This is a genomic window from Amycolatopsis rhabdoformis (genome assembly GCF_035918295.1).
In the GTDB taxonomy this organism is placed as follows: Bacteria; Actinomycetota; Actinomycetes; order Mycobacteriales; family Pseudonocardiaceae; genus Amycolatopsis; species Amycolatopsis rhabdoformis.
The window spans coordinates 8,664,114-8,679,696 of sequence record NZ_CP142149.1 but is presented as its reverse complement, the minus strand read 5'-3'; the positions used below and the strand labels follow the sequence as shown (position 1 = coordinate 8,679,696).

At 70.4% G+C, this 15,583-nt stretch carries 15 protein-coding genes; all 15 read right to left on the bottom strand.

Features of this window, described 5'->3' with window-relative positions; translation table 11 throughout:
• Positions 1-63: 63 nt before the first annotated feature.
• The gene (nuoK, locus tag VSH64_RS40285) at positions 64-363 is read right to left on the bottom strand and encodes an NADH-quinone oxidoreductase subunit NuoK (protein ID WP_326567987.1); all 300 of its coding nucleotides are present in this window, start codon (positions 361-363) and stop codon (positions 64-66) included.
• Complete coding sequence (locus VSH64_RS40280) at positions 360-1,232, bottom strand: NADH-quinone oxidoreductase subunit J (protein WP_326567986.1); 873 nt, start codon at positions 1,230-1,232, stop codon at positions 360-362. The genes nuoK and VSH64_RS40280 overlap by 4 nt, the downstream gene beginning before the upstream one ends.
• The gene (nuoI, locus tag VSH64_RS40275) at positions 1,229-1,771 is read right to left on the bottom strand and encodes an NADH-quinone oxidoreductase subunit NuoI (RefSeq protein WP_326567985.1); all 543 of its coding nucleotides are present in this window, start codon (positions 1,769-1,771) and stop codon (positions 1,229-1,231) included. The genes VSH64_RS40280 and nuoI overlap by 4 nt, the downstream gene beginning before the upstream one ends.
• Positions 1,758-3,068 carry an NADH-quinone oxidoreductase subunit NuoH gene (nuoH, locus tag VSH64_RS40270; RefSeq protein WP_326838167.1) on the bottom strand — a complete coding sequence of 437 codons (1,311 nt, stop codon included), beginning with the start codon at positions 3,066-3,068 and terminating at the stop codon, positions 1,758-1,760. The genes nuoI and nuoH overlap by 14 nt, the downstream gene beginning before the upstream one ends.
• A 29-nt stretch (positions 3,069-3,097) precedes the next feature.
• Complete coding sequence (locus VSH64_RS40265; protein ID WP_326567984.1) at positions 3,098-5,563, bottom strand: NADH-quinone oxidoreductase subunit G; 2,466 nt, start codon at positions 5,561-5,563, stop codon at positions 3,098-3,100.
• Entirely contained in the window at positions 5,560-6,849 is a 1,290-nt protein-coding gene (gene nuoF / locus VSH64_RS40260; protein ID WP_326567983.1) for an NADH-quinone oxidoreductase subunit NuoF, read from the bottom strand. The genes VSH64_RS40265 and nuoF overlap by 4 nt, the downstream gene beginning before the upstream one ends.
• Positions 6,849-7,712, bottom strand: a complete 864-nt coding sequence (nuoE, locus tag VSH64_RS40255; RefSeq protein ID WP_326567982.1) for an NADH-quinone oxidoreductase subunit NuoE — start codon at positions 7,710-7,712, stop codon at positions 6,849-6,851. The genes nuoF and nuoE overlap by 1 nt, the downstream gene beginning before the upstream one ends.
• Entirely contained in the window at positions 7,709-9,082 is a 1,374-nt protein-coding gene (locus tag VSH64_RS40250; protein ID WP_326567981.1) for an NADH-quinone oxidoreductase subunit D, read from the bottom strand. The genes nuoE and VSH64_RS40250 overlap by 4 nt, the downstream gene beginning before the upstream one ends.
• Positions 9,079-9,873, bottom strand: coding sequence for an NADH-quinone oxidoreductase subunit C (locus VSH64_RS40245; RefSeq protein ID WP_407655594.1), 795 nt, complete (start codon positions 9,871-9,873; stop codon positions 9,079-9,081). Before VSH64_RS40245 ends, VSH64_RS40250 begins: the two co-directional genes overlap by 4 nt.
• Entirely contained in the window at positions 9,870-10,418 is a 549-nt protein-coding gene (locus tag VSH64_RS40240) for a NuoB/complex I 20 kDa subunit family protein (RefSeq protein WP_220245978.1), read from the bottom strand. Before VSH64_RS40240 ends, VSH64_RS40245 begins: the two co-directional genes overlap by 4 nt.
• Before the next feature lie 4 nt (positions 10,419-10,422).
• Complete coding sequence (locus VSH64_RS40235; RefSeq protein ID WP_285974362.1) at positions 10,423-10,839, bottom strand: NADH-quinone oxidoreductase subunit A; 417 nt, start codon at positions 10,837-10,839, stop codon at positions 10,423-10,425.
• A gap of 438 nt (positions 10,840-11,277) precedes the next feature.
• Positions 11,278-12,570 (bottom strand): geranylgeranyl reductase family protein, encoded by a 1,293-nt coding sequence (locus tag VSH64_RS40230; RefSeq protein WP_326567979.1) that lies wholly within the window; start codon positions 12,568-12,570, stop codon positions 11,278-11,280.
• Between the two features lie 10 nt (positions 12,571-12,580).
• Complete coding sequence (locus VSH64_RS40225) at positions 12,581-13,270, bottom strand: demethylmenaquinone methyltransferase (protein WP_326567978.1); 690 nt, start codon at positions 13,268-13,270, stop codon at positions 12,581-12,583.
• A 58-nt stretch (positions 13,271-13,328) separates the two neighbouring features.
• Positions 13,329-14,432, bottom strand: a complete 1,104-nt coding sequence (locus VSH64_RS40220) for a glycosyltransferase family 4 protein (protein WP_326567977.1) — start codon at positions 14,430-14,432, stop codon at positions 13,329-13,331.
• A 3-nt stretch (positions 14,433-14,435) separates the two neighbouring features.
• The gene (locus tag VSH64_RS40215; RefSeq protein WP_326567976.1) at positions 14,436-15,506 is read right to left on the bottom strand and encodes a glycosyltransferase family 4 protein; all 1,071 of its coding nucleotides are present in this window, start codon (positions 15,504-15,506) and stop codon (positions 14,436-14,438) included.
• Positions 15,507-15,583 lie beyond the last annotated feature (77 nt).

Here is a 15,583-nt window from a genome sequence, read left to right as displayed (position 1 = left end):
GAATCCTTTCAGTGGCGCGCAGCGCCTCCGTTGAGGGTGGGTGGAGGGGATGAGGCGGCACTCTCAGTACTTCAGCAGGTTGGTGTCGTCGACCGAGGCCGAACGCCGGGTGCGGAAGATGGCCATGATGATCGCCAGGCCCACCACGACCTCGGCGGCCGCGACCACCATCACGAAGAACGCCATCACCTGGCCGTCGAGCCCGCCGTTGATGCGGGCGAACGTGACCAGGCTGAGGTTCACCGCGTTGAGCATCAGCTCGATGCACATGAACACGACGATCGCGTTGCGCCGCACCAGCACGCCGACGGCGCCGATGGAGAACAGCAACGCCGACAGCAGCAGGTAGTAGCTCGGGGTCACTTTCCGTCCCCTTCCTCGTGGGCGCCGGCCGAGACGCTGTCGCCGACCAGCGCGTGGGCGTCGGGCTTGGGGCCCTCGTCGGCGATGAGCTTGCGCTCGCGCATGAGCTGCAGCGCCGAGGTGGACTCGATGATCGCCGAGAGCGACTCCGGCGCGATCGAACCGTCGGGCAGCAGGGCCGGCACGGCGACCGAGTTGGCCGTGGCGAACACACCCGGGCCGGGCAGCGGCGACGGGCGGTCGTGCTCGCCGCGGAAGCGCAGCTTCACGAGCTCGCGCTGCGGCAGCTTGCCGCCCTTCTTGTGGCGGTCGGTGAAGGCCAGCACCATCGCGCCGAGCGCGGCGGTGATGAGCAGCGCCGACGTGAGCTCGAACGGGAAGAGGTACTGCGTGAAGATGATCCGGCCGAGGCCGCCCGCGCCACCGCCGGTGGCGGTGTACGGGTCGAGCGGCGGGGCCGGGGTCACGTTCACCATCGAGCGGAACACGCCGGCGGCGATCAGGGCGGCGAGCCCGATGCCGAGGATCGTGGCGGCGAACCGCTGTCCCCGCAGGACTTCCACCACCGAGTCGGAGCTTTCGCGCCCGACCAGCATCAGCACGAACAGGAACAGCATCATGATCGCGCCGGTGTAGACCACGATCTGCGTGAACCCGAGGAACGGCGCCGACTGGGTCATGTACAGCGCGCCCAGGCTCAGCATCGTGAGCACCAGCCACAGCGCCGAGTGCACCGCGTTGCGCGAGAAGATCATGCCGAGCGCGCCGAGCAGCGAGAGCGGGCCGAGGACCCAGAAGGCGATGGCCTCGCCCACCGTGACCGACGAGGACGCGGCGGCGGGCGCCTGCGTCAGGAGGGCCGTGATCATTGCTTGGCCTCCTGCTGCTGCGCCTTGGCCAGCTCGGGACCGTTCACGTAGTAGTCCTGCTCGTTGTCGCCGAGACGCATCGGGTGCGGCGGCTGCTCCATGCCGGGCAGCAGCGGGGCGAGCAGGTCTTCCTTGGTGTAGATGAGCCGCTGGCGGTCGTCGTCGGCGAGCTCGTAGAAGTTGATCATCGTGAGAGACCGGGTGGGGCAGGCCTCGATGCACAACCCGCAGCCGATGCAGCGCAGGTAGTTGATCTGGTAGTCGGCGCCGTAGCGCTCACCCGGGGAGAACCGCGCCTCCTCGGTGTTGTTGCCGCCTTCGACGAAGATCGCGTCGGCCGGGCAGGCCCACGCGCACAGCTCGCAGCCGACGCACTTCTCGAGCCCGTCCGGGTGGCGGTTGAGCTGGTGGCGACCGTGGTACCGCGGCGCGGCCGGGGCGCCGGCCTCCGGGTACTCCTCGGTGGCGACCTTCTTGAACATCATCGCGAAGGTGACGCCGAATCCCTTGATGGGATTGAGGAAGTCAGTTGCCCCCATCTTCTGCCCCTTCCTGTGCTGCGGTGCCGACGGCCGCCGGCTTGCGCCGCGCCGCCCTCGCTTCCGCCTTGGCCAGCGCCTTCTGGCGCGGAGTGGTCTCGGGGACCTTCAGGTCCAGCGGAGGCACCGGGAAGCCGCCGCCGGTGAGCTCCACGTAGTCGCCCTCCGGCAGCTTCTTGTTCGGCACCGCCAGGCTGATGAGCACGAGCACCACCAGCACGATCCCGACGCCGACGAGGATCTGCGGCCAGCTCCACTGGATCGTCTTGATGGCGACGACCACGAGGATCCAGACCAGGTTCACCGGCACGAGGACCTTCCAGCCCAGGCGCATGAACTGGTCGTAGCGCAGTCGCGGCAGCGTGCCGCGCAGCCAGATGAAGCCGAACAGCAGCGCGAAGAGCTTCACGAAGAACCAGAGCATCGGCCACCAGCCCTGGTTCAGGGCCGAGTCGTCACCGACGAACGGGAACCGCCAGCCGCCCAGGAACAGCGTGGTGCAGAACGCCGAGACGATGACCATGTTCACGTACTCGGCGAGGAAGAACATCGCGAACTTCATCGAGCTGTACTCGGTGTGGAAGCCGCCGACCAGCTCCGACTCGGCCTCGGGGAGGTCGAACGGAGCGCGGTTCGTCTCGCCGACCATCGAGATCAGGTAGATCACGAAGCTCGGGATCAGCATGTAGAAGTACCAGCCGTGCGACTGCGCTTCCACGATCTCCGACGTCTGCAGCGATCCCGAGTAGAGGATCACCGCGACGATCGAGAGGCCCATCGCGATCTCGTAGGAGATCACCTGCGCGGCCGACCGGAGGCCACCGAGCAGCGGGTACGGCGAGCCCGACGACCAGCCGGCGAGCACGATGCCGTACACGCCGATCGACGAGCAGGCGAGGATCACCAGCACGCCCACCGGCAGGTCGACCAGCTGCAGCGTGGTCGTCTGGCCGAAGATCGACACGACCGGACCGAACGGGATGGCCGCGAGCGCGATCAGCGCGGGCACCGCGGCCAGCACCGGCGCGAGGAAGTACACCTTGCGGTCGGCCGTGTCCGGGATGATCTGCTCCTTGAACGGGAGCTTGATCGCGTCGGCCAGCGACTGCAGGTACCCACCCGGGCCCACGCGGTTGGGGCCGGGCCGGTTCTGCATGCGGCCGACCGCCTTGCGCTCCCACACGATCAGGAAGATCGTGAGGATCGGGCCGATCAGCAGGATGATCACGGCCTTGAAGAGCACCAGCCACCAGGGATCGTCCGCGAGCAGACGGGCCCTCTCAGCGGCGTCCGGCATCTGCGCCAGATACGGCAGAAGCTGAGGGCTCACTGTTCACCTCCGGAGATCTGCACCAGCGCGCCGTGACCCGCGGCCAGTGCGGCGCGGACGGCGGAGCCGTCGGAGTTGCCCGGGAGCCACACGACCCCGTCGGGCAGGTCGGCGACCTCGACCGGCAGCGTGATCGAGCCGCGCTCGGTGGACACGCGCACCGCGGCGCCGAGGCCTTCGGCGGTCTTCGCCGAGAGCCGGGCGACCGGCTTGCGCTGCGTGCCCTTGAGGTGCGGTTCGTCGTCCTGCAGCGAGCCGTTGTCGATCAGCTGCCGCCAGGTGGCGAGCACGGCCTGGCCGGCGGCCGGCACCGGCGCGGCCTGCGCCCCGGTGACGATGTGGCCCCAGCTCGTGGTGCCCTCGCCGAGCTTGGCGAAGTCACCCGCCGCCGCGGCCGGCGTCTGCGTGAACAGGTCCACATCCATCTCGACCGCGAGGGTGTCGAGCACCCGGCCGTCGGAGAGGGCGCCGGTGCCTTCGAGCGTGATGTCGAACGGGCGGTGGCGGCCTTCCCAGTTGAGGTAGCTGCCCGCCTTCTCGACCGAGGGCGCGATCGGCAGGACCACGTCGGCGCGTTCGGTGACCTCGCTCGCCCGCAGCTCCAGGCTGACCACGAAGCCCGCGTTGTCGAGCGCGCGCCGGGCCAGGTCCGGGTCGGGCAGGTCGTTGGGGTCGAGCCCGCCCACGACCAGGCCGTCGAGGTCGCCGCCCGAAGCGGCTTCCAGGATGCCCGTGGTGTCGCGGCCCGGCTCGGCCGGAAGCCCGATGCCCCAGTGCTGTTCGACCTCGGCGCGAGCCGCGTCGTCGGACACGGAGCGACCGCCCGGCAGCAGCGTCGGCGCGCAGCCGGCGGCCAGCGCACCGCGTTCGCCCGCCCGGCGCGGGATCCACGCGAGCCGTGCGCCCGTGCGCTCGACCAGCGCCCGCAGCGAGGAGAACAGGCCCGGCACCTCGGCGGCGCGTTCGCCGACGAGGATCACCGCGCCGCCGCCGGTCAGGGCGGCGTCGAGGTCCGGCGCGTGCTGCGCGATGCCGTCGACCGCCGCGGCTTCGCCACCCGGCACGCAGGCCAGCAGCTCACCGAAGGTCTTGCGCACCGACGAGGTGGTCCACTGTCCCAAGTGGACCACGCGGGTGCGGTTCTTGCGGGCCGCCTTGCGCAGCCGCAGGAACACGATCGGCGCCTCGTCCTCGGGCTCGAAGGCCACGCACAGCACGGTGCGGGCCTGCTCGATCTCGCCGAACGTCACGCCGTTCTCCGGCGTGGTGGCCACGACCGACGAGGTGAGGAACGCGAGTTCCTCCGCCGAGTGCGCGCGGGCGCGGAAGTCGATGTCGTTGGTGCGCAAGGCGAGCCGCGCGAACTTCGAGTACGCGTAGGCGTCCTCGACCGTCAGCCGACCACCGGTGAGCACCCCGACACCCTGGCCGTCGCGCGCCTTCTGGAGACCGGCGGCCGCGACCCGCAGCGCGTCGGTCCAGGAGGCCTCCTCCAGCACACCGGCCTCGTTGCGGACCAGCGGGCGGCGGATGCGGTCTTCAGCCTGCGTGTAGCGGAACCCGAAGCGGCCCTTGTCGCACAGCCACTCTTCGTTGACCTCGGGGTCGTCGCCCGCGAGCTTGCGCTGCACCTTGCCGCGGCGGAAGTCCGTGCGCTCGGCGCAGCCCGACGAGCAGTGCTCGCACACGCTCGGCGCCGACACCAGGTCGAACGGCCGCGACCGGAACCGGTACGCGGCGCTCGTGAGCGCGCCCACCGGGCAGATCTGGATCACGTTGCCGGAGAAGTAGCTCTGGAACGGCTGGCCGCTCGTGGTCCGCGAAGCCAGGTCGAGCACGTCGGCCGTCTCGGCGGTGCCGATCTGCTGGTGCGCACCGCGTTCGAGCAGCTCGATGAACGGGTCACCGGCCACCTGCGCGGAGAACCGCGTGCAGCGCTGGCAGAGCACGCAGCGCTCACGGTCCAGCAGCACCTGCGACGAGATCGGCAGCGGCTTCGGGAACGTGCGCTTGGTGTCCACGAACCGCGACTCGGTGCGGCCGTGGGCCAGCGCCTGGTTCTGCAGCGGGCACTCGCCGCCCTTGTCACAGATCGGGCAGTCGAGCGGGTGGTTGATGAGCAGCAGCTCCATCACGCCCTGCTGCGCCTTGTCGGCGACACCCGAGGTGAGCTGCGTCTTCACGACCATGCCGTCGGCGACCGTCATCGTGCAGGAGGCCTGCGGCTTCGGCATCGGCCGGCCGCCCATCTCCACCTCGACGAGGCACTGGCGGCAGGCGCCGGCCGGGTCGAGCAGCGGGTGGTCGCAGAAGCGCGGGATCACCGTGCCGAGCCGCTCGGCGGTGCGGATCAGCAGCTCGCCCTTGGGCGCGATGACCTCTTCACCGTCGATGGTCAGCTTGACGTAACCCTCGGGGACGGGGGTTTCTTCGGTCGCGGGCTTGTCGGGCGCGATCGTCATGCCTGAGCTCCCACCAGTTCGGGCTGGGCGGCCTTGTTCTTTTCGCACAGCGCGAGGAACTCCTCGCGGAAGTACTTGATCCCGCTCTGGATCGGCGACACCGCGCCGTCACCCAGGGCGCAGAATGAACGGCCGAGGATGTTGTCGCAGACGTCGAGCAGCGTGTCGATGTCCTCGGCGGTGCCGTGGCCCTCGACCATGCGCTCCAGGATCTGCGCGAGCCAGTACGTGCCCTCGCGGCACGGGGTGCACTTGCCGCAGGACTCGTGCTCGTAGAACTCGGTCCACTTCATCACGGCCCACGGCACGGACACGGTCTCGTTGAAGACCTGCACCGCGGTGGTGCCGAGCATCGAGCCGGCCTCGGCGGCGCCCTCGAAGTCGAGCGGCACGTCGAGGTGCTCGGCGGTGAACATCGGCGTGGACGAGCCGCCCGGCGTCCAGAACTTCAGCGGGATGCCGTCCTTCATGCCGCCCGCGAGTTCGAGCAGCTCGCGCAGCGTGGTGCCGAGCGGGCACTCGTACTGGCCGGGCTTCTCGACGTGGCCGGAGATCGAGTAGATCTTCGGGCCGGGCGACTTCTCACGGCCCATCTCGCGGAACCAGTCGGAGCCCGCGTTGATGATGAACGGCGCGCTCGCGATGGTCTCCACGTTGTTGACCGTGGTCGGCGCGGCGTAGAGGCCGGCGGCCGCGGGGAACGGCGGCTTGAGGCGCGGCTGGCCGCGGCGGCCTTCCAGCGAGTCGAGCAGCGCCGTCTCCTCGCCGCAGATGTACGCGCCGGCGCCGGCGTGCACGGTCAGCTCGAGGTCGTAGCCGGTGCCGAAGATGTTCTTGCCGAGGTAGCCCTTGGCGTACGCCTCGCGCGTGGCCGCGTTGAGCCGGCGGATGCAGTGCAGGGCCTCACCGCGCACGTAGATGAAGCAGTGGTTCGAGCGCATCGCGTACGAGGCGATGATGCAGCCCTCGATGAGCGAGTGCGGGTCGGCCATCATCAGCGGGATGTCCTTGCACGTGCCCGGCTCGCCCTCGTCGGCGTTGATCACCAGGTAGTGCGGCTTGTCGAAGTTCGGCGGCATGAACGACCACTTCACGCCGGCCGGGAACCCCGCGCCGCCGCGGCCGCGCAGGCCGGAGTCCTTGACCACCTGCACGAGCTGCTCGGGGGTGCCGGCCAGCGCCTTGCGCGCCGCGGTGTAGCCCTCGAGCTGCTCGTAGGTCTCGATGCGCCAGGAGTTCGGTGACAGCCAGCGCTTGGTGAGGACCGGAGTAATGGGATCGGGCATTACTTCTTCTCCAACTCAGGCAGCGGAACGTCCTGCGTCGCCGGCGCGGTCCAGCCGCGGTCGGCCGCGATCTGCGCGCCCCGCAGGGTTTCGACGGCCTGCGACGGCCCGTCGACGTCCCCGCGGTAAGTCTGTTCGTCCTCCGGCCAGAACCCGGCCAGCTGCAGCTCCGCGCCCTTGAAGTCGGTGAGCGGCGCGCCGCGCGTGGGGGCGGGCTTCTTGCCCGCCTGCAACGCGTCGACCAGCGCCACCGCCTTCTCCGGCGTCTGGTTGTCGAAGTACTCGTAGTTGACCTGGATGACCGGCGCGAGGTCGCAGGCCGCGAGGCACTCGGCGTGCTCCAGCGTGATCGAGCCCGGCTCGTTCGGCGTGCCCGCCGTCTCCTCCTGGCCCAGCGGCGTGGCTTCGGAACCGAGGTGCGTCTGCAGCTTCTTGTAGATCGCCTCGCCGCCCATCGCCGCGCACAGCGTGTTGGTGCACACGCTCACCAGGTGCTCGCCGCACGGGCGGCGCTTGTACATGGTGTAGAACGTGGCGACCGCGCTGACCTCGGCGTCGGAGAGGTCGAGGTGCTTGGCACAGAAGGAAATCCCCTCCTGGCTCACGTACCCCTGCACCGACTGCACGAGGTGCAGCATCGGCAGCAGCGCCGAGCGCGCCACCGGGTAGCGGGCGATGATCTCCTTCGCCCGCGTGTGGGTGTCCTCGTCGAACGGGTCCACGGGCGGGTTGTCCGCCAGGATGCCCTCGGCCGCGGCCGGGTCGGGCGCGATGCCGACCACGTCGGTGTCGGCGCCCGCCGCGGCGTGCGTCGTCTTCGCGTCGTGCGGCCCCGGCTCCGGAACTGCCGTCGAGTACGTCATCGGTCCACTCCCCCCATCACCGGGTCGATCGACGCGACCGCGGCGATCACGTCGGCCACCAGCCCGCCTTCGGCCATCGCGGGCATCGACTGCAGGTTCACGAAACTCGGTTCGCGCACGTGCACGCGCAGCGGGCGGGTGCCGCCGTCGGACACCAGGTGCGCCGCGAGCTCACCGCGCGGCGACTCGACCGGCGAGTACACCTGGCCGGCCGGCACGTGGAAGCCCTCGGTCACGAGCTTGAAGTGGTGGATCAGCGATTCCATCGACTGGCCCATGATCTTCTTGACGTGCTCGAGCGAGTTGCCCATGCCGTCGCTGCCGATCGAGAGCTGCGCCGGCCACGCGACCTTCTTGTCCTCGACCATGACCGGGCCCGGCTCGAGCATCTTCAGCACCTGCTTGATGATGCGCAGGCTCTGGTGCATCTCCTCGACGCGGATGAGGTAGCGCGCCCAGCAGTCGGCGTCGGTCGAGGTCGGGACGTCGAACTCGATCTCGTCGTAGCGCGAGTAGGGCTCGGTCTTGCGCAGGTCCCACGGCAGGCCGGCCGAACGCAGGATCGGGCCGGTGACGCCGAGCGCGAGGCACGCGTCGAGCGGCAGCACACCCACGCCCTTGAGCCGGTTGCGCCAGATCGGCTGACCGGTGAAGAGCTTGTCGTACAAGGGCAGCCGGCTGTCCATCACCTTGCAGAAGGCGGTGACCTTCTCCTCGAAGTCGGCCGGCATGTCCTGCGCGAGGCCACCGGGGCGGATGAACGCGTGGTTCATGCGCAGGCCGGTGAGGTGCTCCAGCAGGTGCAGCACCTCTTCGCGCTCGCGGAAGCCGAGCGTCATCGCCGTGGTGGCGCCGAGCTCCATGCCGCCGGTGGCGATGTAGACCAGGTGCGAGCCGATGCGGTTGATCTCCAGCAGCATCACGCGAAGCAGCTCCGCGCGCGGCGGGGCCTGGATGCCCAGCAGCTTCTCCACGCCGAGGCAGTAGGCCATCTCGGTGGACAGCGGCGCGAGGTAGTCCATGCGCGTCACGAACGTGACGCCCTGGGTCCAGGTGCGGTATTCGCAGTTCTTCTCGATGCCGGTGTGCAGGTAGCCGATGACCGACCGCAGCTGCGTGACGGTCTCGCCCTCCATCTCCAGCACGAGCCGGAGCACGCCGTGGGTCGACGGGTGCTGCGGGCCCATGTTGATGACCATGCGCTCGTCGTGCTGCGCGTCGGAGACGACGTCGTCCCAGTCGCCGCCGGAGACCGTGTAGACGCGGCCTTCGGTGGTGTCGCGGGAATCGGCGTATTCGAAGCTCTGGGCGCCTTCGGCGGACGTGTCGGTGCCGGTGGTGGCGTCAGAAAGGTTCTCGCTGGTAGTCACGAGTACGACCTCCGCTGGTCCGGCGGCGGAATCTCCGCGCCCTTGTATTCGACCGGGATCCCGCCGAGCGGGTAGTCCTTGCGCTGGGGGTGACCGTCCCAGTCGTCCGGCATGAGGATGCGGGTGAGCGCCGGGTGTCCGTCGTAGACGATGCCGAACATGTCCCAGGTCTCGCGCTCCTGCCAGTCGGCCGTCGGGTAGAGCCCGACGAGCGAGGGCACGTGCGCGTCGTCCACGTCGAGGGTGACCTCGATGCGGATGCGGCGCCGGTAGGTCATCGACGTGAAGTGGTACACGGAGTGCAGGCGCTGCGGCACGTCCACGCCGTAGTCCACGCCGGACACCGAGCTGAGCAGCTCGAAGCGCAGGCCCGGGTCGTCGCGCAGCACGCGCGCGATCTCGAGGAGGTGCTCACGCGCGACGTAGAACGTGATCTCGCCGCGGTGGACCGTGGTCTGCAGCACGGCCGAGGACGGGATCTTGTTGTCCGCCAAGGCCGCGTACAGCTCGTCGGCGAACGCGTCGAACCAGCCGCCGTACGGGCGCTCGGCCGGGGGCGGGCTGTACGCGGGCAGGCGCACGCCGCCGTAGCCGGAGGTGTCACCACTGCCGGTGACACCGAACATGCCCTTGCGGGCGCGGCCGGCGACGACGGGCTCGACCGGGGCCGCGGGCGTGGTGCCCTGCGGCTCGAGGCCGGCTTCGGGCCGCTCGGCGCTGGACTGCTCGCCGCCGGTCTCGGGCGCGTCGGGCGTTTCCGGGGTTTCGGGGTTGTCGGGCACCGGGCTCACTTCTTCGCGTACTTGATCGACGACGCGATCAGTTCGGTGCGCGCGCCGCTTGCCGCGCGGATGGCGGCGCGGCGGGCGTTGATCGGCTCGTCCTGGATCTTGGCGTGCAGCTTGAGGATCGCGTCGAGCAGCATCTCCGGGCGCGGCGGGCAGCCGGGGAGGTACATGTCGACCGGCACGACGTGGTCGACGCCCTGCACCACGGCGTAGTTGTTGAACATGCCGCCGGAGGAGGCGCACACGCCCATCGCCAGCACCCAGCGCGGCTCGGCCATCTGGTCGTAGATCTGGCGCAGGACGGGAGCCATCTTCTGCGTCACGCGGCCGGCCACGATCATCAGATCGGCCTGACGGGGCGTGGCGGAGAAGCGCTCCATGCCGAAGCGCGCGATGTCGTAGCGGGAACCGCCGACGGTCATCATCTCGATCGCGCAGCACGCGAGCCCGAAGGTGGCGGGCCACAGCGAATTCTTGCGCGCCCAGTTGACCAGGCCCTCGAGGCTGGCCAAGAGGATGCCGTTGGGGAGTTTCTCTTCGAGGCCCATGGCTTCAGTTCCAATCCAGGCCGCCGCGCCGCCACACGTAGGCGTACGCGAACCCGACCGTAACGATGAACAGCACGATCTCCACCAGGCCGAACACACCGAGCGCGTTCGCGTTCACGGCGAACGGGTAGAGGAACACCATCTCGATGTCGAACAGGATGAAGAGCATCGCCGTGATGTAGTACGCCACCGGCATGCGGCCGCCGCCGACGAGCGGCTGCGGAGACGGCTCGATCCCGCATTCGTAGGCGGAGAGCTTGGCCTTGTTGTAGCGGCTCGGGCCCACGAGCGGGCCCAGCAGCACCGACAGCGTGGCGAAACCGAGCGCCAGCACGAACAACAGGACGAGCGGCAGGTACACCTTCAGGCCAGGCGCGGCCGCAGCTCCACTGGGGTCGGCCTGCGCCAGCACGGGCAACATCAGCACGGGGTCTTCGCCATCCTTTCCGCGCCGCTGCGGGTTGCATTTCGGGTGGTGGTCCGCTTCCTCGTCGGCACCCTAAGGGAGCTGGGTCACACCGCCGAGGGTCAGGGCACCCTTACGGCCCGTGGCCGGGCCGGGGGTAGCTTGTGAAATAGTTCACAAGCCACTCGTCGTGGATGTGAAGCGATTCACAAGCATGGGGGGAGTGTAGGACGCGACTCACACGGCCGTCTCTAGGGGCCGTGGTATAAGGCTTACCTAACTTGGCCGCCCGGCCAAGCCGGTGCGGCGCCGGTCGCACTCGCGGGACCAGCGATTTAGGGGTTGATCACGGCAGATGTGGCGGACAATCCGGACGTGATCTTGTGACGTATCCCACCTGACCGGCTGGGCAACCATTGCTCCAGCCGGGTATTCCGAGGGGTTCGCCGCGGCTCAGCGCGGGGTGGGCGTGACCTTCGAGAGAGCGGCGATGAGACGGTCGACGCCGTCGCCGCCCTTGGCGTCGTAGCAGCCCGAAAGTCCCTTGTACACCAACGGAAGGATCTTGTTGATCCGCAGCCCGTACTTGGTGCACACGTGCATGACCTTGGGGTTGCCGATGAGCTTCGCGAACACGTTGCCGAGGCGGTAGTAGCCGCCCATCAGCTCGCCGACCGCACGCGGGTAGCCCTCCAGCGCGCGCTCGCGCGAGGGGCCCTCCCGGCGGGCCAGCGCCTGCACCACGACCTCCGACGCGAGCTGCGCCGACTCCATGGCCGCGGAGATGCCTTCGCCGTTGAACGGGCTCACCATGCCGCCGGCGTCGCCGAGCAGCAGCAGGCCGTCGCGGTAGTGCGGGGTGCGGTTGAAGCCCATGGGCAGACCGGCGCCGCCGACCTTGCCGATGGCGTTCTCCTCGCGGTAGCCCCACTCTTCGGGCGTGCCGTCGAGCCACTGGCGCAGCAGCGCGCGGTAGTCGGTGTTGCGGAAGGAGGCCGACGTGGAGAGCATGCCGAGCCCCACGTTCACGGTGCCGTCGCCGAGCGGGAACGCCCAGCCGTAACCCGGGAGGAGCTTGGGGTTGCGCGGGTCGGAGCGGTCCCACAGCTCGAGGTGGCCCTCGATGAACGGGTCGTCGTGGCGCGGGCTCTTGTAGTAGCGGCGCACGGCGACGCCCATCGGGCGCTTCTCGTTCTTCTCGATGCCGACGCTCAGCGCGAGCCGCGCCGACACGCCGTCGCAGGCGAGCACGAGCGGCGCGCGGTAGCTCACGGGCGTCTTCTCGGGGCCGACCTTCGCCTCGACGCCGATCACGCGGCCGGTCGGGCTGGTGATCGCGCCGGTCACGGTGGTGCGCTCGTAGAGGCGCGCGCCGGCCTTCACGGCCAGCTTCGCCAGCAGGTCGTCGAAGTCCTGGCGCGTGCGGGCCACGCCGTAGGGCGGGTAGCTGGTGAGGTCGGGCCAGTCGAGCTCGAGCGTGAGGTCGCCGGTGAGGATGCGCAGGCCGCGGTTGCGGACCCAGCCGTTGTCCTCGCTGGTGTCGATGCCGAGGTCGATCAGCTGCTTCACACCACGCGGGGTGAGGCCGTCACCGCAGACCTTCTCGCGCGGGAACTCGGTCTTCTCCAGCAGCAACACGTCGACACCCGCGCGCGCGAGGTAGGTGGCCGCGGTGGAACCGGCCGGTCCGGCGCCGACCACGATCACTTCGGCGTCGTGGTCGGAGTTGCGGCGGGGTGTCGTCATACCGCCGATTCTAGAGAGGCTTCTTCGCGCGGTGGATGGCGACGACACCGAATGTGAGGTTCAGCCATTCCACCTCGGTCCAGCCGGCGCTCGCGATGATCTCGCCGAGCGCGCGCTGATCGGGCCACGCGAGCATCGATTCGGCCAGGTAGGAGTAGGCCTCGGGGTTCGTGGAGGAGCGACTGCCGACCCAGGTGAGCAGCTTCAGGACGAAGCGGCGGTAGACGAACCGGATGGGCGCGAACGTGGGCGTGGACACCTCGCAGATCACCAGCCGGCCGCCGGGCTTCACCACCCGGAGGATCTCCTCCAGCGCCGCCTTGGTGTCCACGAAGTTGCGCAGGGCCAGGGAGATCGTGACCGCGTCGAACGAGTCGTCGGCGAAGGGCAGGTGCAGCGCGTCGGCCGCGACCATCGGCAGCTTCCGACGCAGCCCGGCGCGCAGCATGCCGAGGGAGAAGTCGGCGGCCACGCAGTAGGCGCCGTTGCGCGCGTACTCCACCGTGGAGACGCCGGTGCCGGCCGCGAGGTCGAGCACCTTCTCCCCCGCCTTGGCGTCCAGCACCCGCGCCGTGGTGGTGCGCCAGCGCCGGTCGAAGCCGAACGTCATGAACGAGTTGGCCCGGTCGTAACCGGACGCCACACCGTCGAACATGGCGGCGACTTCGTGCGGATCCTTGTCCAGGCTTGCGCGGGGCATACGTCGAATCTAGACACCGGGCGCCGGGTCCGGCTGCCTAGGGTCGTTCACACCCTGGTCAGCCCAGCGCGGCGAGCATCCCGCGCACCGACTCCGGCCACGCGAACTCCTCCGCGCGCGCCCGGGCGGCGGCGCGACGCAGGTCCTCCGGGCTGTCGAGCAGACCGGTCACGGCGGTGGCGAACGCGGGCGCGTGGTCGTCCACGGCGGCGCCGCAGCCGGGGCGCACGATCTCCCGCAGCGCGGAGGACGCGGAGACCACCACGGGGGTGCCGGAGGCGAGGGCTTCGAGCGCGGCGAGCCCGAACGTCTCGTGCGGGCCGGGGGCGAGCGAGACGTCGGCGGTGGCGAGCAGGCGGGCCACTTCGTCTCGGCCGGAGAGGAAACCGAGGAACGTCACGGGCAGGCCGCGGGCCCGGCGCTCCAGCGCGCGTCTTCGGGGGCCGTCGCCGGCGATGACCAGGCGCACGCGGGCGCCGGACTCGGTGAGCTCGGCAACGGTGTCCACGCTGCGTTCCACGTGTTTCTCGGGCGAAAGGCGTCCACAGTGGACAAGCAGCGCGTCGGCGTTGCCGGCCAGGGAGTGGCGCCAGGTGTCCGAGCGCATGGACGGGGCGAAGGTCGCCAGGTCGACGCCGAGGGGCACGCGGCGGACGTTCGGGGCCGCGATGCGGTCGAACTCCGCGCGGGCGAAGGCGGTGGTGCACACGACCGTGTCGTAGCTGGCGGCCATACGACGGTTGGCGACGTCGGCCACGCTGCGGGCCACCGGCTCCGGCAGGAAGAACTGTTCGAGCAGACGGTCGAGGCGTTCGTGCGAGATCACCGTGCTGGGCACGCCGTGGCGGCGGGCCCAGGTGCCCATGCCGCGCAGCGTGAGGCGGTCGGAGACCTCGAGGCGGTCGGGTTCCAGGCGGCGCAGCACGGCCCGCACGCGGTGCGGGTCGACGGCGCGGTAACCGCCCGTGCCGGGGATGCGGGGCGCGGGCAGGGAGTAGCGGCGCACGCCGGTGGGCAGCGTTTCCACGGCGTACCGGGTGCCGGGCACCACGAGCGTGACGCGGTGTCCACTCGCGACATACCCGGCGCCGAGGTGGTGCAGGGCGGTCCGGAGACCTCCCGAGCGCGGCCCGTAGAAGTTCGCCAGCTGGACGATGTGCATCGCTCAGGCCGCGCGCGCGGCCCGGCCCTGCACGGCCTCGTAGTGCCCCACCAGCTCCCGGCACACCGCGGGCCAGGTCCGGCCGAGCACGACCTTGCGGGCCTTCTCGCCGAGCCGCTCGCGTAGGGCGGCGTCGCGCAGGTCGTCGATCCTCGCCACGAGCGCGCGGCCGAACTCGTCGCGGTCGGCGGGCAGCAGGTAACCCGTGCGGCCGGGCAGCACGAGGTCCTTCGGGCCGCCGGCGTCGGGGGCGAGCACGGGCAGGCCCGAGGCCATGGCTTCCTGCACGGCCTGGCAGAACGTCTCGTGCGGTCCGGTGTGGACGAACACGTCGAGGCTGGCGTAGGCCACGGACAGCTCGTCGCCGTACTTCGCGCCGAGGAAGGCGGCGTTCGGCAGGCGTTCGCGCAGGCTGGGCAGCTCGGGGCCGTCGCCGACCACGACCACGCGGATGCCGGGCACGCCGGCCAGCGCCACGAGCCGGTCGACCTCCTTCTCCGGCGCGAGCCGTCCGACGAAGCCCACGAGCAGCTCGCCGTTGGGCGCGAGCTCGGCCCGCAGCGCCGCGTCGGCGTGGGCCGGGGAGAAGCGGTCGATGTCCACGCCGCGGGCCCAGCGGTGCACGCGCGGCACGCCGTGCAGCTCCAGCTGCGCCACGGAGTCGGACGACGGCGCGAGCGTGCGGTCGGCCCGCGAGTGCACGCGGCGCACCCAGCGCCACGCGGCGCGCGCGCCGATGCCGAAGCCGTACGACGTGGCGAAGCCCGCGATGTCGGTCTGGTAGACCGCGACCGACGGCACCCGCAGCCGCCGCGCCGCCGCCAGGCCGCGCGCGCCGACCACGAAGGGTGACGCCAGGTGCACCACGTCCGGGCGGAAGTTGCTGAGCGCGGTGAGCACGGTGCGCGTGGGCAACCCGATCGGCAGGGAGTGCACGCCGGGCACGTCCAGCGCGGGAATGCGGACGACCGGTGCGCCGCGGTAGGACTCGGGCCCCGGTCCCGGCGCCACCACGAGCACGTCGTGAGCGCGGTCGACCAGGTGCTCGACGACCCGCAGCACGGAGTTCGTCACGCCGTTCACCTGGGGCAGGAAACTTTCGGTGACTATGGCGACTCGCACCCGGCCACTGTCGCACCGGCGCGCGCGAA